The organism is Kribbella sp. NPDC050470 (assembly GCF_044458365.1).
Lineage (GTDB): Bacteria > Actinomycetota > Actinomycetes > Propionibacteriales > Kribbellaceae > Kribbella.
Genome location: NZ_JBITHV010000019.1, coordinates 1 through 23,078, shown reverse-complemented (window position 1 = coordinate 23,078; position 23,078 = coordinate 1). Strand labels below are relative to the sequence as shown.

Here is a 23,078-nt window from a genome sequence, read left to right as displayed (position 1 = left end):
TTCAACTATTGCAACATGCTTATAGTTGCGAAGAATATGAACCAACTCACACTTCGAGGCCTGCGTTAATTGCGTTGCCGGGCGGAGGCCGGTCCGGAAGGGTTCGAGGGATGGTTGGCGTGTTCATCCGGTGGACCTGGATGCGGGCGGTGCTGCACAACGGGTGGTGGCTCGTGACGAGCGTCTACCTGGTCGTCGACGCCGGCCTGTCCGCCGCCCAGCTCGTGCTGATCGGGTCGGTGCAGAGCGTCTTCGCACTGGTGTGCGAGGTGCCGGCCGGCGTGTTCGCCGACACGATCAGCCGCAAGTGGTCGCTGGTGATCTCGCAACTTCTGATGGGTACGGCGATGCTCACCACCGGGCTGGTGACGTCGTTCCCGCTCCTCCTCGCGACCCAGGTTCTGTGGGGCATCTCGTGGACGTTCGCGAGTGGGTCGGACGTCGCGTGGATCACCGACGAGCTCGATCAGCCGGACCGCATCACCGCCGTACTCGCGCGGGCTGCCCGGGCTCAGCTGACCGGCGCGGCGACCGGCCTGATCGCGCTCGGGTCGCTGGCGTGGGCGACCCGGCGCGATGTCACGATCGTCGTGGCCGGCGTCGCGATGATGTCGCTCGCCGTCTACATCGCGCTCAGGTTCCGCGAGGAGCGGTTCGTCCCGATCCGCACCGCGCGGTGGTCGGGGTCGTGGACGACGTTCCGCCGCGGTCTCACCCTGGTACGGCGCAATCGCGAGATCATGCTGATCTTCGCCGCGACCTTCCTCGTCAACGGCGCGTCCGACGCGGCCGGGCGGATGACGCAGAAGCAGCTGCTCGACCTGGGCTGGCCGAGCGAGCCGGATCCGATCATCTGGTTCACCGGGCTCGGTGTGGTCGGGCTGCTCGTCGGTGCGCTGACGTTGCGCGTGCTCGGGAAGCGCATCGACGGCGACCAGGCCCGCACCGACTACGCGTGGGCGGCGGTTTCCGGGGTGGTCAGCATGGCGATGCTCGCGCTGGCGCGGGATCCGGTGGTCGGTGCGATCGCCGTCGTACTGGTCTCCGGGATAGTGACGCCGTTGACGCGGGTGATCAGCACGATCTGGGTGAACGCGCGGACGACGTCGGACGTTCGGGCGACGACGCACTCGTTCCTGGCCCAGCTCGAGTACCTCGGGGAGATTGTCTGCGGGGTCGGCATCGCCGCGATCGCCCGGCTGAGCAGTCTGCCGGTCGCGCTGGCCGCGTGTGCGGCGCTGTTCCTGGCGACCGCGCTACTGATGCGGCGGCCAGCTGATCGTCGCGTGGTCGGGACTCGCGCTGACCTGTAGGGGTTGGTCGGCCGGGAGTTCGCCGTACGCCGCTTGTTCCACGACGACGACCGGTGTCGACAGGCCGTAGAGCTCGTGGGCGACAAGGGCGCCCAAGGCAATGATCGAGTCGGGGCGCGCGAGGATGATCGCTGCCGGGGCGGCGCCGGCGCGGATCTGCTCGGCGAGCACGCTGGACGCCGAGCTCGAACCGCGGCCGGACTCCATCACCAGGACGCGACCGGCCAGGACCTCGCCGCACTGCGGATGGTGAGCGTCAACGATCCGGCCGTGCTCGTCGGTTCCGCCCCAGAACGACAGCGGTGCGGTCAGGCGGATCGGCGTACCGACCGCCGTGCCGGGATGGAGCGTCCGCGCCTCAATCGTCACGCCGTCAGCTCCCCGATGACGACCCGGCCCGCGCGGGCGGAGGCGACGCATTCCGCCAGTGAGCCGAGCACCACGTCGACGCCGATGTTGCCCGGCGCGTAGTGCGCCCACTTGCCGGAGTTCGTCATCACGTTCTTCCAGGCCGGCGAGAGGATCGCGGTCACGTAGGTGCACGTGTCGACCACGACCGTGACACCGGCCGCTTCGAGGGCGCTGATGACTCCGGTCGCGGCCGCACGATCCCGGGTCGCGCGGCCGGTGGACAGGTAGAACGGCACCCGGATGGGCGGACCGGCGCGGAGAAGGTCGGCCAACTGCCGGCATTCGTCGTACGACGCGTGTGGGGTGCCGACGCTCACCGCATCGAGCTGATTCGTGGCGATTGTCGACAATCGACGCCGAGTCCGGCGCATCGCGTCCAGGTCGACAACGTACGTCGGCAGGTCGTCGGGCGGACCGGTCGGCGCTTCCGGCGTCACACCCACCGCGTGGAACAGGGCGACTCCCCCGGCCGACGCCGCCGCGGCGCCGAACGCCTTCAGGTCGTCCTCGCTGACATCCTCCGGAATTCCAACCAGCACAGGGATCTCGCCACCGACCAGCGACCCGACATGCACCCCGAGCAACGGATACGCCAGGTCCGTCCGCAGGAACTCACCGAGCGGACGGCAGTCGAACACCACGGTCCCCCGCCGCGCCTCGGTCGTCTGCAGTCCGGAGTACGGCGCTCGTCCGGTGATCGCGGCGCAGATGTCGAGGAAGTCGCCGTACCGATCGGTGCGGGCGCCGAGGACCGAGTTGGCGAACACGATCGCGTTCGACTCCGCCCAGGCGACGTGCTCGCCGAGGCCGGGCCGGTTCGGAAGCTGGTACGGCGCGCAGGTCCACGTCGGCGTGCATCCGAGGTCGACGTACGCGGACATGAGCTCGCGGCCGCGGAGAGCGGTCTCGCGTTCGGCCTCGGTGCCGGTGCGGACCAGGCCGGGATGCAGCAGGTCCATCGAGCCGACGTTCAGGGTGGTCGGGACACGGACCTGCGCGCCGAGGCCGACGAGTTTGTGGGCGAAGTCGAGGCTGACCTGACCGTGGTACAGGCAGGAGTCGACGTGCGCCGAGGTGATCTCGACCAGCCGCGGCGCGCCCTCGATCCGGGCCAGGCCGACGACCACCCGCATCGCCAGCGCCACCCCGCCACCCTCCTGACCGCCGAGCATCCCTTCGTCCTCGGCGGTCAGACGCAGATTGTCCACAACCCGACAAACTACAACCTCAGGGTCAGGACGTGACCTCGCAGTTCTGCACGATGTCGGTGCCGGAATCACCGCTGCACACATCGTTGTTGCCGCCGGGTGGGAACGGCGGGCCACCGGGCGGTGGCGGGAACGGGTTGTCGCCGTCGACAAAGTCGTCGCCGGATCCACCACTGATCGTGTCACTGCCGAAGGTGCCGAACAGCGTGTCGTTGTCCGGGCCACCCGTGATCACGTCGTCGAGCGGTCCGCCGAACGCGGTGTCCGCACCGGCTCCGCCGTTGATCGTGTCCGCCCCGCCGAACCCGATGAGCTGGTCCGCACCCTGACCGCCGTTCAGAGTGTCGTCGCCACCAAGACCGGCCAGCAGGTCGTCGCCCTGGCCACCGTTCAGGACGTCGTTGTTCGCCCCGTTCGACGGCGCGAACGGCACGCTGTCGAGCTCGTCGCCGATGAGCACGTCGTTGCCGCGGCCGCCGTCCACCGTGTCGTTCCCGCCTTCCGCGCACACGATGTCGTCGCCGTCACCGGCGAACACGATGTCGTTGCCGGCACTGGCGACGATCACGTCGTCACCGCTCGTGCCGACGATGGTGCCCGCCCCGACGATCGTGGCCGGCACCTCCTCGCCGGGCGGACCGCACAGCGGCGGTTCCTGGGCGTTCGCAGCGGTCGGCAGCACCGTGCCGAGCAGCAGCACCGCCGCCCCCAAAGCAAGCTTGCGCATGACTCCCCCTCCCCTAAGGCCGGTCGCCGCGGACTTCACCGAGCGATCCACGACCTACGGACATCACAGCACCAGCAGCAGTGCCTTGGCGATAAGCCTGGGGTGACGCCACAGGCACCTAGTGGCGTCACCCCAGCGGTCAGCGCGGAACTACATCCTTCAGACGGTGTGCCGGCGCGAGGCGACCAGGGTCCCGGCCTGGTAGCCGTCCGCCCTGAGCAGCTGCCCCGGGCTGACGTCGATGATGTCGATGCTCAACGGCGCACCGGTCAGGTCCTCGGAGCTGATCGGCCGGTCGTCGAGGTACAGGTCGACCCGGTTCATCCCATCCACGTCGAGCGTGACCGTGAGCGTCGTACCGCTGAAGGAGGTCGACACGCCGAGCCGGCGGTACGGCATCGCCGCCAGCAACGAGCCGGCCTTGTTCAGCAGGTCGACATTGCCGTCGAGCAGGTCGGCCCGCGTCATCTTGTGGGTCTCGTCCGGCCGGATGCCGAGGTCCTCGACCGGCGTACCGGACAGCTCACCGACCCGCAGCGTGCGGCGGATCGAGACGCGCAGGTTCGCGCCGTTCGGCAACGCCTCGTACGGCGAGGTCGAGTCCGGCGGCGGTGGTTCGTTCAGCAGCGCGGCGAGCAACCCGTGCGTCCACACGTTCGCGCCACCCGCGCCGGTGTTGTCGTCGACCCCGAGGATGGTTCCGATCTCGTGGTCGGCGAACCCGGCGGCGAAGATGTCGGTCGCCGAGTAGCAGCGGGCGTCGGTGATCAGCACCACCGGGCCGTGGTACGTCTGGCCGATGTCGTTCGCGCCGTCCTCCGGCGTGATCGGCTTCGCGGCCGAGTATCCCGCCCCGGTCTCGGTCGCCAGCTCGAGCGACTCGAACCACGGACCGAGGTCGATGCCGGCCGGGTTGTCCTTGTGCCGGCGGCAGATCCGCAGGTTGAGCGCCGTGGCGATGAACTGCACCGGCTCCGGCGAGATTCGCCGCGGGGTCAGCGTCTGCAGGGTGAACTCGCTGGCGAAGATGTGACCGCCGCCGTTGTCACGGACGTCGACGATCAGGCCACGCTGCGGCAGCAGCCCGGCCAGCCGGACGAACTCGTCCCGGAACGCGACCGGGTTCTGCACGCTGAAGGTGAAGATCCGCAGGTGCCCGAAGGCCCCGTCCGGAGTGACGACCTCGCGGGCCCGGAAGACGCCGGGCATCGTCGTCGGCAGGTCCGCGGCACCGACCGCGGCCGGCGTCCGGAGTTCGGCCGAGCTCTGACCGCGCTCCAGCTCGACGACGTCGCGTACGTAGAGCGCTTTCTTCGCCCGTGCCTTCTCGTCGGAGTCAAGGTCCAGACCCATCGAGGCAGAAGTCTCGCTGACCGCGTCCAGATCCGTCATCGGCGGGAGGTTCGCTGTGACCTTCCACTCCTCGCGCAGCTCCTGCGTGGAGCCGTCGAGACCGAGATAGGTCAGCGTGACCCATGCCTCGTCGGGCGGTAGCTGGATGAGCAGGGGCCGCAGGGTGAGCGACTCCAGCCCACGCGCCAGGTTGGCCGGGTCGTTGCTCCCGGCGAACTGCGCGCCGTTCAGGGCCACGGCGCGGGCGATCGGGGTGCCGTTCCAGTGCGTCACCTCGGCGCCCGGACCGAACTGCGGCGCCGAGTAGCCGGTCACCATTTGGGTGATCAGGTAGTGCTCGTCGCCGGCCGCGTCGTAGCACTTCTCGATCATGAACGGCAGGTAGGCGATCTTGCCGGCGAACGGAGCCGGCAGCAGGTAGTTGGTGTGCAGGTCGCGCACCGAGTGGAAGATGCTCGACATCTGCCGGTGGAACACCCACTCGGGCTCCATCGTGTCGGCGGTCTGGCGTTCCATCCGCGACCGCATCACCCGCAGCCGCTGCAACGGGTTCACCGCGTGCATCGCAGCCTTCAGCGGCAGGTGCACGTAGTTCTGGTCGAGGATCAGCAACGACTGGTCGACGAGCAGCTTCCGCTGCCCGAGCGTCAACGTTCCGGCCGAGGCCAGAAACTGCGGCAGGGGTACGGCGGCCGCCGCTGCCTCGGTGGTCGCTGCCCGGGCCGCGCGGGTCCCGGCGGTACTCGCGATGGTCTTCCTGGTAGCCCGCTTGGAGGCGGTCGTCGCCGTCGCCTGCGCCTTCTTGGCGGTGCTGGTCTTCTTGGCGGTGCTGGTCTTCTTCGCCGTCGTCGTCTTCTGGGTAGTCGACTTCATACTGCGTGGCTGTGACATCTCTCCCCCAATGCGGCAGCCCCTCCCCGGGCCACGATCCCTCCACCGTCGTCCGCGCACCGGGCGATGTCAACGGGACAGCGGTTGACCACTGTGCTGCAAGGATGGGGTGGTGGATGAGGTCTGGGACAGCTTGACGTCGGTGCAGCCGGATCCGTCGCTCCGGGTGGTGATCGGCACCGGGGTCGCGGCGCTGCTGCTGATCGCCTGGCGGCCGATCTGGCGGTACACGCGGCAGGTCGTGACGATCGCGCACGAGGGCGCGCACGGTCTGATCGCCGCGCTCGTCGGACGGAAGCTGGCCGGGATCCGGCTGCACTCCGACACGTCCGGGGTCACCGTGTCCCGCGGCCACCCCACTGGCCCGGGCATGATCGCCGTACTGCTGGCCGGCTATCCCGGTCCGGCACTGTTCGGGCTTGCTGCAGCCTTCGTGCTCAGCCGTGGGTACGCCGTGGCGCTGCTGTGGGGACTGCTGCTCGCCTTGCTGGTCCTGTTGCTGCAGATCCGCAATCTCTTCGGACTGTGGTCGGTGCTGGTGTTCGGTGCGGTTGTGTTCGCTGTGTCCTGGTGGGGATCGCCGGACGTGCAGTCCGCGTTCGCACACTTGCTGACGTGGTTCCTGCTGCTGGCTGCGCCGCGCGCCGTGCTGGAGTTGCAGCACTCACGTCGAGGCGGTGGCGGCCGTAGTTCGGACGCGGATCAGCTGCGGCGACTGACCGGCGTACCGGCGCTGATGTGGGTTGGGTTCTTCGGACTGGTGACGCTCGCCTGCTTGGCAGTCGGCGTCGTGTGGTCAGGCGTCTTGCCGGACTAGGCCGGTGGTGGCAGCGTCACGCCGAAGCCGGTGATCGCGAGTCGCAGAAGCACCTGGCCTGGGCGGAGCAGGTCGGCGATCTTGGCGGCGCTGAGAAGCTCCAGCTCGGCCAAGCGGTTCGCGTACGCCGTTTCGCCGTCGAGGCGAGCGCTTTGCAACTCGGTGGTGTTGTGCCACACCTTCTGACGGGACTCGCGCAGGAACCGCCGCGACGCGAGCCGGTTGAGCGGAGTCAGCACCTGGTCGAGCAGACTCCTTGCGCCGCCAAGCTGCCTGTCCTCCGCGGCGACCCGCTCGGCCAGCACACCGTCGATCCGCTCGTGGTCGCGACGACGCATGGCCATCAGCTGTGGATCGGTGAAGTCCTCGTCACTGATCACGGCCAACAGCGCCTGCGGCAGGTCGTAGTTGACATGCGCGTTGATGCCGAGCAGGACGTGCAGCAGCGGAGGCATGTCCGCGGGCGTCCCGAAGGCGAGCCGCCAGGGTCGTGCAGCGTTCTGTGCCGCGTCGTGCGCAACCAGGTACAGCTCGGCGAACTCCACGTCCCACCGCTCGACCCACTCTGGGTCCTCGAAGCGGCCTTGCTCGACCGCCGTACCGACCGCCTGCGTGGTGCGCAGGTAGGTGCTGAGGAAGATCCGCCGGTGCTCCAGCTCGGGCGGCAACGCGTCCAGCCGCTCCTGCATCCGGGCGACAACACCTGCAATACCATCGATCATCGGATCTCCTCGGGGTGGGAGGGACCATGGGGGCATCTGGACCACGCACATTCGACCCGGTTGTCGTCGGCAACCGCGAAGCCGACGCCTGGGCCGCCTACTACCTGCACGAATGGCGTCACTTCCTCGTCGCCTCCGTCGGACTGGTCGGAGCCGCCTTCGGAATGACACCGCGCCGGACACTGCTCGGAGCCTGGTACGTACTGCGTGCGAACCAGGTGTGGGCACCGTACCCCGACAACCAGCCGGACGCGGCCCGTGCGTACATGCGCCGGTTCTACGAGCTCGTCGTACGCTCCGGCTGCCTTTTCATGGACCCGGCGCGGGCGGCGGCGCTGGAGGTCGAGTGGTGGCGGGTCCACCGGGACTCCGGCGCGAACGGGGCCCTGGAGGACGCGATGGCCGACCTCTATGCCTATGTCTACGACGGCTCGGCGGAGGCGGTCCGCCCCGCGGTCGCCAAGCGGGTCGAGGCGATGGACCTGTCGGACCGCTGGGTCCAGGCAGGGCGCAAGCGCGACGACCCGTTGCTCGCCGGAGTGCGGCGCGCGCTGGTGGCGTCGCACGCTGCACTCCGGCAGGCAGTGGAGATCAGGCGCGACCGCCGGTGATCGGGCGGGAGCGCTGGTCGGTGCCGGGGCCGCCGTACGGGTAGTCGGCGGCGCCTGGGTCGCTTGCCTCGTTCAGCTTGGCGGTCTCGTCCGCTGTGAGGTGCAGGTCCGCGGCGGCGAGGTTGTCGTCGAGCTGCTCCATCGTGCGCGCGCCGAGGATGACCGACGTGATGGCCGGGCGGTCGACCAGCCACGCGAGCGCTACCTGCGCCATCGAGATGCCCCGCGCCTCAGCGATCTCCCGGACTGCATCCACCACGTCGCGGACGCGCTGGTTGCGGCTGCGGCGATGCCAGGACTCGACACCGCGGTCCGGGTTCTCGCCCAGGCGGGTCGCGCCGGTCGGCTCCTCGTCGAACGAGTACTTCCCGGTCAGCCAGCCACCACCCAGCGGCGACCACGGCAGCAGCCCGAGGCCGTTGTCCTGCGCGGCCGGGACGATCTCCCACTCGATCTCACGCACCAGCAGGTTGTACTGCGGCTGCAGCGTCACCAGCCGCGACCACCCGCGCCGGTCGATCAGGTCGCACGCCTTCTGCAGCTGCCACCCGGTGAAGTTCGACAGGCCACCGTACGAGATCTTGCCCGCGCGGACGGCGTCCTCCAGGAAGCCGAGCGTCTCCTCGAGCGGGGTGACCGGGTCCCACGCGTGCAGCTGGTAGAGGTCGACGTGGTCCACGCCGAGCCGGCTGAGCGACGCGTCCAGGGCACGGCGGAGGTGGCGACGGGAGGTGCCGACGTCGTTCGGTGTGTCGCCGGTCGGGAACCGGCCCTTGGTGGCGAGTACGACGTCGTCGCGCGCCGAGCTCTTCGCCAGCCAGCGGCCGACGATCTCCTCCGAGACCCCGGCGGAGTACACGTCCGCGGTGTCGACGAAGTTGCCGCCGGCCTCGACGTACCGGTCCAGCTGCGCGTGCGAGCCGGCCTCGTCGGTCTCGTTGCCGAACGTCATGGTGCCGAGCGCGTAGGTGGAGACGACGGCGCCGCTGGCGCCCAGAGTGCGGTATTCCACGGTTGCTCCTTCTCAGACTGTCCGAACGGCCGACTACGGTGGCTGTTCATGGATACAAGTGAGCTGCTGATCGACGCCCACAGCCGGATCCGTGAGGTGGTGCACGACGTCGTAGCCGACCTCGACGACACTACTCTGACCGCGCGACCGGCTGACACGGCCAACTCGATCGCCTGGCTGGTGTGGCACCTGACCCGCGTGCAGGACGACCATCTGGCCGACGCGGGCGGTTACGAGCAGGTGTACACCGCGGACGGGTGGCACGAGCGGCTCGGGCTCCCGTTCGACGCCGCCGACACCGGGTATGCGCACACACCGAAGCAGGTCGCGCTGGTCCAACTGTCTGCGGATCAGTTGCTCGGGTACCACGATGCCGTTCACGAGCGCACAGTGGAGTTCCTGAAGACAGTCACCGACGAGGGCCTGGACCGGATCGTCGACCGCCACTGGAATCCGCCGGTCTCGCTCGGTGTCCGCCTGGTCAGCGTGATCAACGACTGCGACCAGCACGCGGGTCAGGCGGCGTACGTGAAGGGTCTGCTCAGTTGAGCCTGGTTTCCCAGAGCGACGTGCCGGCGATCAGGTAGAGCTTGTTCGAGGCGGTGTAGGCGGCGTCCACGACGGGACCCTGCGGGCCGTCGTTCGACTCCCGCACGGTCCAGCCGCCGTCATTCCCGCTGACCACCTTGACCTTGTTGTCCTGAGCAACGATCTGGACGACCTTGTCGCCGACGACGAGCGGCGGCGGCAGCTTGTCCTTGTCCCCGACCGGAATCGCCGGCACGTCTTTGAGGCGCTTGGCGGGGCCGCCGCGCAACAGCTGCCAGATGGCCAGCTGGTTGTCGACGTATCCGGAGATGTAACAGCCGGAGGAGTCACAGGATGCGGTCATCGCCTGGCTGCGGTTGCCCGGATCAGGCAGCCCGATCGCACGCCATCCCTGGTTGAGCTTGGTCGATTGCCAGACCGCGGCCTCCTGGACGACCACGTTCGGCGCGAGCCGCACCTGTGACCCGACCAGGACGATGCTGTCGCCCAGCGTCGTACCGAAGCTCGGTCCGACCAGGAGGGACGGCGTACTCTGCAGGGCCGTCTTCGCCGGGTTCTGCCGGACCCATTTCGCGTCGCTCTCCGGGAGCCAGACGGCGGCGTCGTTCCCGGTTTCGACACCGCCCCAGGAGCCGAGCAAGGCGCGACCGCTCGGCGTGATGACGGCCGAGTACAGCCCGCCCGCGGTCTGCCCGCCGAACGTGTTGAACTCCTGCGGACGCTCGACCAGACCGCCGTCGACTGTGCCCGTCCACACCGTCCAGCGAGTGTTCGAGTGGGCGCCACCGGCTGCGCCGCCGAGCGCGAGCAACTGCTTGCCGTCGTACGCGATCGAGTACCAGATCGCCTCGAATGCGTACGGGCTCTTCGGCGACGGCGTCACCTTGACCTGCTTGCGCTGATCGCCGTCCAGGACCACGAGTTGCGGGACCACCTTGGCACCGCGGTCACGCAGTCCGACGAGCAACTGGTCGCCGTACTGGGTGAGTGTGACGGGCTCCGCGCCGACGTCGACCTTGGTCCAGTTGACCGGTGGAGTCGACGACTTGGCCTCACTGCACGCGGCGAGACATGCCAGCGCCAGGACGGCGGCGACCAGGCGACGCATCAGCGGTTCTGCGGGAGTTTGGTGGTCTTCTTCCGGCCGGTCCGCGGCGCGGACGGCGGCGGCACGACCGGGCCGATGTCGCCGTCCGGCGCGACGTCGAGGTCGAGGATGACCGGCGCGTGGTCACTCGGCCCGGTGCCCTTGCGGGCCTGACGATCGATCCACGCCGCCTTCACTCGATCGGCCACCGGCTCGGTCGCGAGCATCAGGTCGATCCGCATGCCGAGGTCCTGGTGGAACATGCCGGCGCGGTAGTCCCAGTAGCTGAAGATCCGGTGGTCGGGCCAGCGATCGCGGACGACGTCGTGCAGGTCCTTGGCGGCCATCAGGTCCGCGAGCGCCTGCCGCTCCGGCGCGGTCACGTGCGTCTGACCGACGTACGCCGCCGGGTCGAAGACGTCGGCGTCGGTCGGCGCGATGTTCATGTCGCCGCAGACGATCTGATCGGCTGGTCCGGCCGCGACGACCTCACGCAGGGCCGCGAGCCAGGCGAGCTTGTAGTGGTAGTGATCGGAGTCGGGGACCCGCCCGTTCGGCACGTAGAGGGAGTGGATGCGGATGCCACCACAGGTCGCCGCGACCGCGCGGGCCTCCGGCTTCGGGAAGCCGGGCGCCTCGGCGACACCGGTGACCACGTCCTCCAGGCCGACCTTGGAGAGCAGGGCGACACCGTTCCACTGCACTTCGCCGTACAGGGCCGTCTCGTAGCCGCGCGCGGTCAGCTCGTCGTCGAGCAACTCGGTGAACGCGTCGTCCGCGAGCTTCGTCTCCTGCAGGCACACCACGTCCGGCTGCCGCTCGTCCAACCACCCCAGCAACCGCGGCAGCCGCTGCTTCACCGAGTTCACATTCCAGGTCGCTACTCGCACCCGACCCACGGTAGCCCCCGGCACGGACCATTTCAGGCTTCAGCCGAGTTTCGGGGCCCGCCAGACCAAGGTGTTGCGGAGGTCGCTGGCCGGGCGCTCCACGCTGTTGTTGTGCCGCGGCTTGTCCTTGCGGCCCCAAGCGTCGTCCCCCAGCCACGGCGGCACGCCGAACGGCAGGTCGCGCGGCGGGATGGGCGCGTAGTCGGTCTCGAGGAACTTCGGGCCGTAGTTCGGCATCGACGGGTCGCCGTCGTCGTCCGGCGTGACGATCGCCCGGAGGTCGGTCACGGCCTCGCGCCAGTTGTCCACCAGCACCTTCGGGCTGCGGCTCGACGGGTGCGGCACCTCGAACACGGGCACGTCGGGCTTGTTCTCCCACAGCCTGAGCGCCGCGCGCGCCTGGGTGCCGAACGCGACGATCGCCTGCAGGTCCGGACCGGTGATCATGTCGAACAGCGTGTTGCGCCAGGTGAGGTGGTCGGGCTTGGACAGCAGTGGCGCCGCCTGCTGCGCACGCGACGGCAAGAGCGCATACGCGTACGCGTTGACCAGCGCGTAGCTACGCGTCAGGCCTAGCTTGGCCAGGAACCCCTGCACGCGCTGCCCGGCATCCCCCACCAGCGTCCGGCCCGCGATCCGCTCGGTCGGACCGGGATCGGAAGCGATCGCCAGCAATCGCGCGCTGCGATTCAGCCGGCCCCGGTAGAACACCGGGCCCCAGTCGTGCCAGAACAATTGCCGGAAATCCGCATAACTCGGCACATTCGCGAAGTGCCGGGCCACCGCGGCCGGCGGGCCGGGATCGAAATCGGCCATCGTCAATACCTCCCCCTCAACGATTCCTGACCTACGCTCGTGAACAGGGGCGGCACGGGGATTGTAGAGCGGGAGGGGACATGTTTGTACTGCGTGGAACCGTCGTGACGATGCGGTCCGGTGGCGAGGTGCTCGAACAGGGCGCGGTGTACGTCGGAGACGACGGACTGATCGCGGCTGTCACCCCGCTCGACGCCGTACCCGCCGGATTCGAGAATGCGCCGCGACTTGTTGCAGGCGGCCTCATCTATCCCGGCCTGATCGACCTGCACAACCATTTGATGTACAACAGCCTGCCGTTGTGGACGGAGCCTTCGCGCACGGTTCCGTGGACCTCCCACAACCAGTGGGGGCGGGCGCCGACGTACAGCGAGCAGATCAGCCAGCCTGCCAGGTTGCTCGGCGCCGCGGCCGGGCGCGCCCTGCTGCGGTACGTCGAGACGCGCGCCATCGTGGGCGGGACGACGTCGATCCAGGGCAACCCGCGGGGCGCCGTACCACCGGACAACGACCTGATCCGGAACGTCGACTCGGAGAAACTCGGCACCCGCGACGACTTCATCCGGGTCAGCACTCTTGTTGCCGACAGCAAGGAGGCGCTGGCGCCGTACGCCGCCGCCGTCCAGCAGGGGCGGGGATTCATCGCGCACTCGGCCGAGGGGTCGGATCCCAAACTACGCAAGGAGTTCCAGCTGCTCGACGAGGTCGGCGTCGTCACGCCGCAACTGGTGGCAATTCACGGCGGCGCGCTGACCGCGGCCGATTTCGCCCGGATGAAGGCCGGCCGGTCGAGCCTGGTCTGGTCGCCGTTCTCGAACTACTGGCTGTACGGCGCGACCGCGGACGTGGCCACGGCGAAAGCGGCCGGCGTACGGCTGTGCATCGGTTCGGACTGGGCGCCGTCGGGGACCCGGAATGTGCTGTGGGAGTTGAAGGTCGCCGATATCTGGAACAAAGCGCAGCCGTCACCGGTGTTCACCGACGAGGAATTGGTGCAGCTGGCGACGTCCAATCCCGGCGAGGCGTTGTCGGGTGTCTGGCCGCACCCACTCGGCCGGATCGAACGCGGCGCGCTGGCCGACCTGATCGTCGTACGGCGCGATCATGCCGACGTCCACCGGAATCTGATCGCGGCGACCGAGGCCGACGTACGCCTGGTCGTCGTGGGCGGGCGGGCTCGGTACGGCCTGCGGTCTTTGATGAAGGTGGTGGCTCCGGCGGCGACGGCGATCTCGGTCGGGCGGCTCTCCCGGTCGATCGACTACGGAGACCCGACGGTCACCTGGAACTCGGTGCTGTCCGAGCTGGAGGAGATCCGGAAGAACCCGTCAGCCGCCTCGGCCCGGGCGGCGGCCACCTTCGCCGCGCTGGCCGCTGCCGACGAGACCGGCTTCGCCGCGGCCGTCGCCGGTGACGGTCCGATGGACACCGACGGCAGCTTCGTCCTGCTGCCCGACATGCCGGCGCCTGAGCTGGACAGCGAGCTCCGCCGCCGTGGCCCGTCTGCCGCGACGCCGCCGCCCGTCACCATTCCGCCGTACGAACCGCTGACCACCGGATCGGCCTGGTTCGACGCGGTCGACGCCAACCCGTTCGACAACGGTCTGCTCTCGGGGCTCCGCGGATATATCACTTGATCTGTATATACGCTTCTTGTAATACTTCTGGTCATGGACGTGTTCGAGGCGATCGCGGAACCCAGCCGGCGTGAGCTCCTGGACCTGCTCGCCGAGCGGGACCGCCCGGCCGGCGAACTGGTCGAGCACCTGCACCGACTGACGCAACCCGCCGTCTCGCGCCACCTCCGCATCCTCCGCGAGGTCGGCCTGGTCGAGGTCCGCCCGGACGGCCAGCGCCGGATCTACGCGCTCCGCGCCGATCGGCTGCTCGAGATCGAGAACTGGATCAGCCGGTACCGCAAGTACTGGCCGCGGCACCTCGACGCGCTGGAGCACCACCTGACCCAGAAGGAGACTGACGAATGACCGACCCGCAAGGCGAGCTCACCATCGATGGTGACCGGGCCACGATGACGTTCCGCCGGCACCTGCCGCACCCGATCGAGGCTGTGTGGGCCGCGCTCACCGATCCGCTGGAACGCAAGGCCTGGTTCGGCGAGACCACGATCGACCCACGGGCCGGCGGTTTCATCGAGATGATGCCGGACGAGCCGCCGGCCGCGCCCGACGCCAAGCGCCTCACCGGCCGCATCCTGGTGTGGGACCCGCCGTACGTCCTGGAACACGAGTGGAACCAGCGGATCGTCGAGTCGAGCGCTGTCCGCTACGAGCTCAGCCCGGACGGCGAAGGCACGCTTCTGACCTTCACCCATATCGGCCTCTCCCCGACCAACGCACGAGGCTTCCTCCCCGGCACTCACGCCTTCCTGGATCGCCTCACCTGCCATCTCGCCGGGAACCAGCTCCCCAACTGGACCATTCGCTACGAGGAAGTCGCCTCGACGTACCCAAGCTGGCAGTAGCCGGGCACGCTCTGGCCCACGTGCGACTCAGAACTGCCCCACCACTTTGGGGCCTACGGCCCGGCGGCATCCAACGCATTACGCCTCCGGACGTCGCGCCTCGCGCGCAGCCGCGCATCGTACGGCTCCTGTGGCCGGCCCAGCCCGTTGTCCACAGGGCTGTTGTGATGACCTCCGGTAGTTATCCACCGACGGAAAGTCAGCGCCCCACTGTGGGGCAGATCGGGGCACTCTCTCTGACGAAGAGAGGGGAACGGATGGCCGAGCTCGACTGCGAACCCGCCGACATCACCGCGCTCATCGCCTACCTGCGCGACATCGGGCACCACGAACTACTCACCCTGGAGGAGGTCAACGAGCACTCGTACTGGATCGAAGCCGGCCTGCTGGCCGCCGAACGCCTGGCCGCGGGACAACCGGCGGCCGGCGGGCCGGCCGGTTGCGACCTGAGCGGCCGTGACCCGGCCGGTCAGGGCACCGCTGGTCAGGGCACCGATGGTCAGGACGCGGCCGATCTGCGGCAGGTGGTCGCGCTCGGCCGCCGCTCGTGGCGCCGGATGATCGAGGGCAACCTGCGCCTGGTCGTGTCGCTCGCCAAGCGCTACACGGGCAAGGGCATCTCGCTCCTCGACCTGATCCAGGAAGGCAACATCGGCCTGATGCGCGCGGTCGAGCGGTTCGACCACCGCCGCGGCCACCGCTTCTCGACGTACGCGATCTGGTGGATCAAGCAGTCGATCGGCCGCGCCATCTCCGACCGATCACGCCTGGTCCGCATGCCCGCCCAGGCGTACGCCGACGCCTGCCGGCTGGCCGCGATCCGGCACGACCTCACCCAACGCCTGGGCCGCGAACCCACCACCCAGGAGCTGGCCACCGCAGCCGACCTCACCATCGCCCGCGTCGAACGCGCCCAGGCCTGGCGAGTCCACCCCGAAACCCTCGACCTGGACGACTCCGACGCCCTGATCGACGACGAGTCCGTAGTACTCCAAGCCGCCCTCCGCCGAGACCTGGCCCACCACCTCCAGTTCCTCGACGACCTCCACCAAGCCGTCCTCCACCACCGCTACGGCCTCAACGGCCACCCACCGTCCACCCCCGAAGAAACCGCCACCGCCCTCAACCTGCCCCCCGACCAAATCCGAACCCTGGAACGAGAAGCCCTCCGCCACCTCCGCCGCCGAGCCACCCCCCACCTCCGCGACTACGCCGCCTAACCGCCCACCCCAACCCCACCCCCCCGCCGCACCTCGCCAACCACCCCGCCACCTCCCGCCCAACTACCCCGCCACCTCGCCCGACCACGCCGCCACCTCTCGTCCGACCGCCCCCTCACCCCCGAACTGCTCCCGTTCGGTGCTTTGCCTACCCACCAACGACCACCCGACCACCAACCTGCAAAGCACCGAACGGGAGCTACCCGCACAAACCGCGGCGGCATGCGGCAGGGGCACCACCCACCCCAACCCCCCTTGGACCAACTGGAATGATGGGAGCGTGAGACTCCGGCGCAGCACCTGGCCCCGCGAACTGACCGAGTCAGTGACCGCCACGTCCAAGCAAGCGGCCGGCGGCAAGGAGGACATCCTGGCCGCGGTCCAGCTGGCCGACGGCCACTGGGTCGCAGGCACCCGCGCCGCCGTCTACCTCCCCACCGACACCCCGGGCGAGCTCCGCCGGGTCGGCTGGGAGGCGATCGAGCGCGCCGGCTGGGACTCCGAGGCGTCTGTGATGCACATCTACGAGACCACCGCATTCGGCACCCCGCTGCGCGCGACCGAGCTCAAGCTCGACGACCCCGGCCGCTTCGGCCAACTGCTCCGCGAACGCGTCGACGCAAGCATCGTCGTACAGCGCCACGTCCCACTGACCGGCAAGCGCGGCGTCCGCATCGTCGGCCGCCGCAGCCCCGCCGACACCGACGCCCCGGTCACCTGGAACTTCGTTCTGGACAAGGGATTGGAGCCCAGCCAGCCGGGCGTAGTCGACGCCGCCGAAGCCGCCCTGAAGGAGGTCCGCGACGAGTTCGGCATCTGACCGGCAGCCACCCCAGAAGCTGCCCCCGAATTTGCTCCGGAAGCCAACTCGCTGCCCCGGAATCCCGTTTTTGTAGTTCGACCCGGGCCTGCTAACCTACTCAGGTCCTCGGGGATCGGGGGCAAGATACACACCGATCCCGCGTAGCTCAATTGGCAGAGCAGCCGGCTGTTAACCGGCAGGTTACTGGTTCGAGTCCAGTCGCGGGAGCAACCCAAGCCGGTATCCGCTCAGGAACCGGCTTCTTTCATGCCTTTCGTACGGCGCACGCCGCACCCCATGCCGTCGTACGCCCAACCGCGTGCCGTCGTACGCCGCACCGCGACCCGACAGACCGGACGGACCCGACAGACCGGACGGCGGCACCCTGCACCCACCGCCCGGCCCAGCTCACGAGCGCCTGATCAGCTCTTGTTGTCCTTCCGCCGATCGATCGCCCGCTGGATGCGGTGCTGCGGCTGCCCGGTCAGCTTGGCGATCAGCGGCACCCGGTACTTGTACGCCGCCACCGCGCCCACCACGAGCACGAAGAATATGAACCAGCCCATCGGTCTTCCCTTCCTCGGGACCTGCCTCCATCATGCCCGGTCCACCCCACCCACCCCTCAGTCAAACCCCTGACCCACCCCTGGTTTCGCGCCCCACCCACCCAAACCCGATACGATCTCCCGCACACGGGGCGGTAGCTCAGCCGGTTAGAGCAGAGGACTCATAATCCTTGGGTCGTGGGTTCGAGTCCCACCCGCCCTACCAAGCACAACCGTAGGTCAGAGGCGATTCGAGCGACTACTCGGCTAGCTCGCGTCGCGTCGCGTGCCATGATTCGCGCCATAACTCCGTGCTACGGCCTGCGCATGGCGCGTCAACTTCAGAAGCCAGCGGCGCCGGGGCTCAGTCCGCCGGCTGACCTCCGGATCCCTTCAGGGTGCGGGTATATGCCGGTGCTGACCCAGTCACGAAGAAGGACCTCTACCTCACCGAGGTCGTTCCCGTCGGGCCGCGTCAGGCCGCCGAGGCCGAGAAGGCCCGCACACGGCTTCTGACCAGGTGGATGAGAAGCGCAATCCCAAGACCCGCGCGACGGTCGACCAGCTAATGGTCAAGTACTTCAACGTGCTCGATGTCGACACGCTCACGAAGCGGAACTATCGATCGAAGTACGATAACCACATCATGCCCCTTCTCGGGACGACGCAACCAACCCGGCTCGACACCGAGATACTCGACTCGTATTACGCCGACCTCCGCCGATGCCGGGACCACTGCCGAGGGCAGAAGTACATCCAGCACCGAACCGCGGTCCCCCATCAGTGTGACGAACACGAAGGACACCGGTGCCCCCGCAACAATCCAGAGGGCTGTCGCCGATGCCGCCGCATGTGCAAACCACACGTCTGCAGAGGCCTCGGCGATTCGACCGTGCGGCAGATCCACTGGATTCTCAGCGGGGCTTTAGACCGAGCAGTCGTGTGTGGAAGTGGATCTCCGTCAACCCCGCCGAGCACGCCGACAAGCCAGGCCTACCGATACCGAATCCGCAGCCGCCCACTGTCGATGAGGTCGGGCGGCTGATCACTGCGGCATGGGAGGAGGACGAGGGCTGGGGATCCTTCCTGTCGACGAAGACAACAAAGGGAACCGCCGCGACGAGGTGTGCGCACTGCGCTGGACCGACCTCGAACGCAGAAACGGCGCAACGTCCGTACTCCGCGTCGAACGCTCGATCTCTATCAACGACAACGGGCAACTGGATGAGCAGGACACAAAGACCCACCAACAACGGCGAGTTGTTCTCGACGCCGAGTCAGATGCCGTACTGGACGAGCAGGAACAGCGAGCCCGTCAGCGCGCCGAGCAGGCAGGCATCCCCTTCAATCCGCACGGATACATCTACTCCCCCGTCCCTGATGGAAGGACTCCACATCACCCTGACACAGTCACGAAGCGGTACGCGAGGCTCGCGAAGCGCCTCGGGATCAACACCACGCTGAAGAACAATCGTCACTACAACGCGACCGAGCTGATCAACGCGGGCTACAACGTGCGCGCGGCGGCCGGACGATTGGGCCCTCCGGTGGAGGGACGACAACGCTGAGGGTGTACACCGCATGGTGGTCTGAGGCAGATCAACGTGCGGCAGGTTCGACCCCGACCCGAATGCCGACGAGACCGACGTCAAGCAGCCCGCGCACGGACAAGGCCGCCGCTCCAGCGCCAGCGTTCTGCACGAGGCCCTTCAGCCTTACCAGCGGATCGCCGCCGATCTGCGTGGCGCGATCGACGCCGGAATACTGAGCCCGAATGATCCACTGCCGACCGAGAAGGCCCTGGCGACCCGGTACGGGTAGCTGCCAGCACCGCACATCAAGCTGTCGCGCTACTGGTTGCGGCAGGACTCGTCACGGCTTCACCTGGAAAGCGCGCGACTGTAGCTGGTGGCGATGGGCAACCATTCGCGTCGGTCACCGAGCTCAGATCGCCGTGTGCTTCACAGAGTGAAATGAAGCTAGAGACAAGCGAGCCTGCCGAACCGCCAGGCCCACGTTTCATGGGATTGACGCTCGGATCAGGAAACCACTGCTCTATCCCCTGAGCTACGAGGGCCGAACGGCGCGACCTTAGCGCATCCGACGCCAGGCCATCGCTCGTTATCCGACCATGCCAGAGCTGCAAAGGGTCTTCATCTCGCGAGCGTGAGCCTGCGCATGCCCGGCGGCCTTGCTGCTCACCCAGGCGAACACCTTCTCGTTGAGCGCCTTCGAGTGGGCTCGGTGGCTGACAGGTCGTACCCGTCCGACTCCACGATCTGCGCGATCATCTCGCTGAGCGGGGGAACCCAGCAGCACCCCTAGTGACCACGGGCGACGTTTGGCTGATTGACCGTGAACGGCCTTCCCTCGATTGACGCTGCGACGGCGTGCGCGTGGGAGTGGGTCAATGTGGAGCACGCGCAGCGTAGCGAGCCTGTACGACGTTGACGCCGACAAGCGCAGGCTGATGATGGGTCATCGAGGGGATGGCGGCGCTCACCCAGGTCGGCGCGAGCGAGATCAGCATGTCCTCGACGGCTACGTCATCGCGACCAGCGTACGACCCGACCAATGATGGGGACGGCGGCCAGGTCCTGCACGATGGGCCTTCGGCACGGCCCGGCGCGGCCGGCGGGTGCGATCCCCGTCGTCAACCGGTCGGTGACCTGGGGAGACTCACACTGTCGGGCCGTCGCCTTGGCCGGCGGGGAGTGTCAGGCTGTCTGTCATGAGCACGACGCCCATCGCCGACTACGCGCTGCTCTCCGACCGGCACTCGGCAGCCCTGGTGGCTCGCGACGGCTCGGTCGACTGGCTGTGCTTCCCGAGGTTTGACAGCCCGGCTGTCTTTGCCCGGGTGCTCGACGACGAGGCGGGTCATTGGTCGATCCGGCCATCAAGTCCATTCAGCGTGACGCGCCGCTATGTTGATCAAACGCTGGTCCTCGAGACGCGGTTCCAAACCGACACGGGAATGGCGGTGGTCACCGACGCCCTGATCGTTGGCCCGGAAAAGAACGATCACCGGCTGGGGGCGGGGGCTCCGCACGTACTCGTCCGACGGGTCGCCTGCAAAACCGGAAGCGTCGAGCTGGAGATCGCCTACCGGCCGCGTCCAGAATACGGCCTGATTTCCCCAATCCTGACCTCGGTTGACGGAGGCGTGACGTCGCGCGACGGAGCCGATTCGCTGGTGCTCACCACACCCGCTCCGCTGAACCTCGAGAGTGGAGGCATGCAAGGTCGGATGAAGATGGTCGCGGGCGAGACCGTGCACTTCGGCATGCACAGCTCGACGCTGGAGGAGACCCCGGCGCGCGTGTGGCAGCAGCATGACCTGCGTGACCGGCTCGACGAGACAGTTAAGGCATGGCAATTGTGGTCGGCCCACCATCAGGCGTACGAGGGGCCCTGGAAGGACCTCGTCCACCACAGCGGACGGGTTCTTGGCGCTCTGTCATACCAACCGAGCGGAGCCATCGTTGCTGCACCCACGACGTCACTTCCCGAGGCAGTCGGTGGTGAGCGCAACTGGGACTACCGCTATGCCTGGGTCCGCGACGCGAGCCTGACCATGGAGGCGCTCTGGGTGGCCGCGTGTCCGTACGAGGCGGCGGACTTCTTCGCCTTCCTGGCCTCGGCCGCCACACTCAGCAGAGACGAGCCGCTGCAGATTATGTTCGGTATCGGCGGTGAGCGCGATCTGACCGAGCGCACCCTGCCCCACCTGCGGGGGTGGCGAGGCAGTCGACCCGTGCGGGTGGGGAACGGGGCGTGGAATCAACAGCAGATCGATGTCTACGGAGAGCTGTGGAGTGCCGCTTCCCGGCTCGTCGAACTGCTCGGCAACATTGACGACACCACCCAGCGTTTCCTCGCGGGTTGCGCCGACCTCGCGGCTCGGCGTTGGGCTGAGAAGGACAACGGGATCTGGGAGGTGCGCGGCGATCCGCAGCATTTTCTCTACTCGAAGGTGATGTGCTGGGCCGCGCTCGATCGCGCGGTCAGCATGTGCGATCGTCTTGGGGTTGCGGGCCGGGTCGACTCGTGGGCGCGGACCCGCGACGAGATTCATGTGGCCGTACTGCGGGAGGGATGGAGCGACGAGGCCGGCGCCTTCACGCAGTACTTCGGATCGCACGAGCTCGACGCATCGAACCTGATGATCCCCATCGTCGGGTTCCTTCCGGCTGACGACCCGCGCGTCCTTGCCACGATCGACGCGACCGAGCGGCACCTTACCGACGAGCACGGCCTGGTCTATCGATACCGCACCGAGACTGGTGTCGACGGGCTCGCCGGAGAGGAGGGCAGCTTCCTGCTCTGCACGTTCTGGCTCGCTCAAGCGCAGGCGATGGCCGGACAGGTTGATCGCGCGCGGGCCACCTTCGAACGTGCAGCCGCCTTCGTCAACGACGTGGGTCTGCTGGCTGAGGAGGTCGACCCCAAGACCGGCGAGCTGCTCGGCAACTTTCCGCAGGCGTTCAGCCACATCGGCCTGGTCAACGCGGCCTGGGAGATCAGCGAAGCGGAACGGAGGCGCGCCGGCAAGCCAGCACTGCAGCTGTGGATAGGGCCGCCATGAACGCGTGGCCGTCGTCCGCCGTTAGCTACTTCGACCTGAAATGCATCCCGAAGTCAGAGGGGAGTCCGCTGTCGCGGCCGTGTGCGTATCGAGTGGCGGCCCAGGTTTGGATGAGGAGCGCCGCGGCCCTCGGTCGCAAGCTGTGCCCGGGCCCCCGGCCAGCCGTTGTCTGTTCTGGTTCATCGCGGCGGTGTGGCGACGACGCTGTTGAGCAGGGCCAGTACCTGTTGTTCGACCTCTGTGGGGCGTGTTCGGGCCTTGGTGAGGAACTCGGTAGTGCCCAGCCGCAGGCGCTATTTGTCGTCGTCGAGGTCCAGGGCGGTGTAGAGATCATCGGGACGCGGCGCGGCCGGGGGTCTTCGCGCAGCGAGCTGAACAGTGCGAAGACGAGGGCGTTCTCTTCCGAGCTGCTCTGCAGCCACCGAAGGGTCTCGGCGTCGTTGTCGGCCTGCTAGACCGTCGGACATAAGCCGAGGAAATCTGTCGCGGATCTGTTGGCGGATCACAGCTTGGGCGGGTCTGCGCGGTATCCCAAGAGCGGCGAGGTTGAAACCGGCTACACGGCGGAGGGAGTGTTCCCCCGGGGGACTTCGGTGAGGCTACCTGTCGAAGTCGGACTGACGACCTTCTCATTACGAGGAAGAACTACACCGTCGCATCTTCTCTCTACCAGCGCTTTAGCAACACGGCCGCCCCCAACGAGCGCGAGATTCCCCATGCGTATCCGTCATTTGGTGCCACGAGTCATGCCATGCACCTCGACCACCCCAGGTCGCGGCTCACGCCTGGTCTCGCCCGACCAGACGCACCGGACGCCCTTCTGATCTGTCGGTCCCGGCAGGCTTCATGCCTGACCGGGGTGACCCCAAGAGCTGGGATATAGGCGGCCTCCGAGGATCTGGAAGCGACCAAGCGCTCCAAGCCGAAGGCCTCGGTGTCGTGTCGACGGCAGCTGAAAACTGACCAGTGGGCGGCAACTGAAAATTGACCAGCTTCCCGGAGAGATCCTGGCTTGAACCGAGCCGGGGAGGGAG

Annotated in this window: 22 protein-coding genes and 2 tRNA genes; 14 read left to right on the top strand and 10 right to left on the bottom strand. The window is 68.1% G+C overall.

Annotated elements, in window-relative coordinates; genetic code table 11:
* Window positions 1-110: 110 nt before the first annotated feature.
* Window positions 111-1,313, top strand: a complete 1,203-nt coding sequence (locus ACIBGM_RS42080) for an MFS transporter (RefSeq protein WP_396388739.1) — start codon at window positions 111-113, stop codon at window positions 1,311-1,313.
* Here ACIBGM_RS42080 and ACIBGM_RS42075 read toward each other — a convergent pair.
* The 4 genes from ACIBGM_RS42075 to ACIBGM_RS42060 form a co-directional block, all read right to left on the bottom strand.
* Window positions 1,257-1,682, bottom strand: coding sequence for an aconitase X swivel domain-containing protein (locus ACIBGM_RS42075; protein ID WP_396388738.1), 426 nt, complete (start codon window positions 1,680-1,682; stop codon window positions 1,257-1,259). The two genes, ACIBGM_RS42080 and ACIBGM_RS42075, sit on opposite strands and share 57 nt — an antisense overlap.
* On the bottom strand, window positions 1,679-2,932 hold the full coding sequence (locus ACIBGM_RS42070; protein ID WP_360520693.1) for an aconitase X catalytic domain-containing protein: 1,254 nt from the start codon (window positions 2,930-2,932) through the stop codon (window positions 1,679-1,681). The genes ACIBGM_RS42075 and ACIBGM_RS42070 overlap by 4 nt, the downstream gene beginning before the upstream one ends.
* A 25-nt stretch (window positions 2,933-2,957) precedes the next feature.
* Window positions 2,958-3,659: a calcium-binding protein gene (locus ACIBGM_RS42065; RefSeq protein WP_396388737.1), complete on the bottom strand. Its 702-nt coding sequence runs from the start codon at window positions 3,657-3,659 to the stop codon at window positions 2,958-2,960.
* A 159-nt stretch (window positions 3,660-3,818) separates the two neighbouring features.
* Entirely contained in the window at window positions 3,819-5,885 is a 2,067-nt protein-coding gene (locus ACIBGM_RS42060; RefSeq protein ID WP_396388736.1) for a S41 family peptidase, read from the bottom strand.
* Window positions 5,886-6,015: 130 nt separating this feature from the next.
* Here ACIBGM_RS42060 and ACIBGM_RS42055 point away from each other — a divergent pair, with 130 nt between their 5' ends.
* Window positions 6,016-6,720: a M50 family metallopeptidase gene (locus tag ACIBGM_RS42055; protein ID WP_360520684.1), complete on the top strand. Its 705-nt coding sequence runs from the start codon at window positions 6,016-6,018 to the stop codon at window positions 6,718-6,720.
* On the opposite strand, the gene ACIBGM_RS42050 is transcribed toward ACIBGM_RS42055, so the two are convergent.
* The gene (locus ACIBGM_RS42050; protein ID WP_396388735.1) at window positions 6,717-7,442 is read right to left on the bottom strand and encodes a DUF5995 family protein; all 726 of its coding nucleotides are present in this window, start codon (window positions 7,440-7,442) and stop codon (window positions 6,717-6,719) included. The genes ACIBGM_RS42055 and ACIBGM_RS42050 overlap by 4 nt on opposite strands.
* A 26-nt stretch (window positions 7,443-7,468) precedes the next feature.
* On the opposite strand from ACIBGM_RS42050, the gene ACIBGM_RS42045 reads away from it, so the two are divergent.
* The gene (locus tag ACIBGM_RS42045) at window positions 7,469-8,053 is read left to right on the top strand and encodes a hypothetical protein (RefSeq protein ID WP_396388734.1); all 585 of its coding nucleotides are present in this window, start codon (window positions 7,469-7,471) and stop codon (window positions 8,051-8,053) included.
* Here ACIBGM_RS42045 and ACIBGM_RS42040 read toward each other — a convergent pair.
* Complete coding sequence (locus ACIBGM_RS42040) at window positions 8,034-9,065, bottom strand: aldo/keto reductase (RefSeq protein ID WP_360520675.1); 1,032 nt, start codon at window positions 9,063-9,065, stop codon at window positions 8,034-8,036. The genes ACIBGM_RS42045 and ACIBGM_RS42040 overlap by 20 nt on opposite strands.
* 48 nt (window positions 9,066-9,113) lie before the next feature.
* Here ACIBGM_RS42040 and ACIBGM_RS42035 point away from each other — a divergent pair, with 48 nt between their 5' ends.
* Entirely contained in the window at window positions 9,114-9,614 is a 501-nt protein-coding gene (locus ACIBGM_RS42035) for a DinB family protein (RefSeq protein WP_396388733.1), read from the top strand.
* Here the strand turns inward: ACIBGM_RS42035 and ACIBGM_RS42030 are convergent.
* The 3 genes from ACIBGM_RS42030 to ACIBGM_RS42020 are packed head-to-tail and all read right to left on the bottom strand — an operon-like array spanning window position 9,607 to window position 12,407.
* Complete coding sequence (locus tag ACIBGM_RS42030) at window positions 9,607-10,722, bottom strand: hypothetical protein (RefSeq protein ID WP_396388732.1); 1,116 nt, start codon at window positions 10,720-10,722, stop codon at window positions 9,607-9,609. The genes ACIBGM_RS42035 and ACIBGM_RS42030 overlap by 8 nt on opposite strands.
* Complete coding sequence (locus tag ACIBGM_RS42025; protein ID WP_360520666.1) at window positions 10,722-11,591, bottom strand: exodeoxyribonuclease III; 870 nt, start codon at window positions 11,589-11,591, stop codon at window positions 10,722-10,724. The genes ACIBGM_RS42030 and ACIBGM_RS42025 overlap by 1 nt, the downstream gene beginning before the upstream one ends.
* Window positions 11,592-11,630: 39 nt before the next feature.
* Window positions 11,631-12,407 (bottom strand): uracil-DNA glycosylase family protein, encoded by a 777-nt coding sequence (locus ACIBGM_RS42020; RefSeq protein WP_360520663.1) that lies wholly within the window; start codon window positions 12,405-12,407, stop codon window positions 11,631-11,633.
* A gap of 80 nt (window positions 12,408-12,487) precedes the next feature.
* Here ACIBGM_RS42020 and ACIBGM_RS42015 point away from each other — a divergent pair, with 80 nt between their 5' ends.
* From ACIBGM_RS42015 to ACIBGM_RS41990, 6 genes are all read left to right on the top strand, one after another.
* Window positions 12,488-14,044, top strand: a complete 1,557-nt coding sequence (locus ACIBGM_RS42015; protein ID WP_396388731.1) for an amidohydrolase family protein — start codon at window positions 12,488-12,490, stop codon at window positions 14,042-14,044.
* Between the two features lie 33 nt (window positions 14,045-14,077).
* Complete coding sequence (locus ACIBGM_RS42010) at window positions 14,078-14,392, top strand: ArsR/SmtB family transcription factor (RefSeq protein WP_396388729.1); 315 nt, start codon at window positions 14,078-14,080, stop codon at window positions 14,390-14,392.
* The gene (locus ACIBGM_RS42005; protein ID WP_396388727.1) at window positions 14,389-14,889 is read left to right on the top strand and encodes an SRPBCC family protein; all 501 of its coding nucleotides are present in this window, start codon (window positions 14,389-14,391) and stop codon (window positions 14,887-14,889) included. The genes ACIBGM_RS42010 and ACIBGM_RS42005 overlap by 4 nt, the downstream gene beginning before the upstream one ends.
* A 257-nt stretch (window positions 14,890-15,146) precedes the next feature.
* Window positions 15,147-16,109, top strand: a complete 963-nt coding sequence (locus tag ACIBGM_RS42000) for an RNA polymerase sigma factor RpoD/SigA (protein WP_396388726.1) — start codon at window positions 15,147-15,149, stop codon at window positions 16,107-16,109.
* Window positions 16,110-16,389: 280 nt separating this feature from the next.
* Complete coding sequence (locus ACIBGM_RS41995) at window positions 16,390-16,929, top strand: hypothetical protein (RefSeq protein WP_396388725.1); 540 nt, start codon at window positions 16,390-16,392, stop codon at window positions 16,927-16,929.
* Between the two features lie 137 nt (window positions 16,930-17,066).
* Window positions 17,067-17,139 (top strand) — tRNA-Asn (locus ACIBGM_RS41990).
* Between the two features lie 194 nt (window positions 17,140-17,333).
* Here ACIBGM_RS41990 and ACIBGM_RS41985 read toward each other — a convergent pair.
* The gene (locus ACIBGM_RS41985) at window positions 17,334-17,477 is read right to left on the bottom strand and encodes a hypothetical protein (RefSeq protein WP_360520645.1); all 144 of its coding nucleotides are present in this window, start codon (window positions 17,475-17,477) and stop codon (window positions 17,334-17,336) included.
* A 128-nt stretch (window positions 17,478-17,605) separates the two neighbouring features.
* Here ACIBGM_RS41985 and ACIBGM_RS41980 point away from each other — a divergent pair.
* The 4 genes from ACIBGM_RS41980 (at window position 17,606) to ACIBGM_RS41965 (ending at window position 22,044) form a co-directional block, all read left to right on the top strand.
* A tRNA-Ile gene (locus ACIBGM_RS41980) sits at window positions 17,606-17,682 on the top strand.
* A gap of 829 nt (window positions 17,683-18,511) precedes the next feature.
* On the top strand, window positions 18,512-19,024 hold the full coding sequence (locus ACIBGM_RS41975) for a tyrosine-type recombinase/integrase (protein ID WP_396388724.1): 513 nt from the start codon (window positions 18,512-18,514) through the stop codon (window positions 19,022-19,024).
* Between the two features lie 127 nt (window positions 19,025-19,151).
* The gene (locus ACIBGM_RS41970; RefSeq protein WP_396388789.1) at window positions 19,152-19,277 is read left to right on the top strand and encodes a GntR family transcriptional regulator; all 126 of its coding nucleotides are present in this window, start codon (window positions 19,152-19,154) and stop codon (window positions 19,275-19,277) included.
* Between the two features lie 910 nt (window positions 19,278-20,187).
* Window positions 20,188-22,044: a glycoside hydrolase family 15 protein gene (locus ACIBGM_RS41965; RefSeq protein ID WP_360538134.1), complete on the top strand. Its 1,857-nt coding sequence runs from the start codon at window positions 20,188-20,190 to the stop codon at window positions 22,042-22,044.
* Window positions 22,045-23,078 lie beyond the last annotated feature (1,034 nt).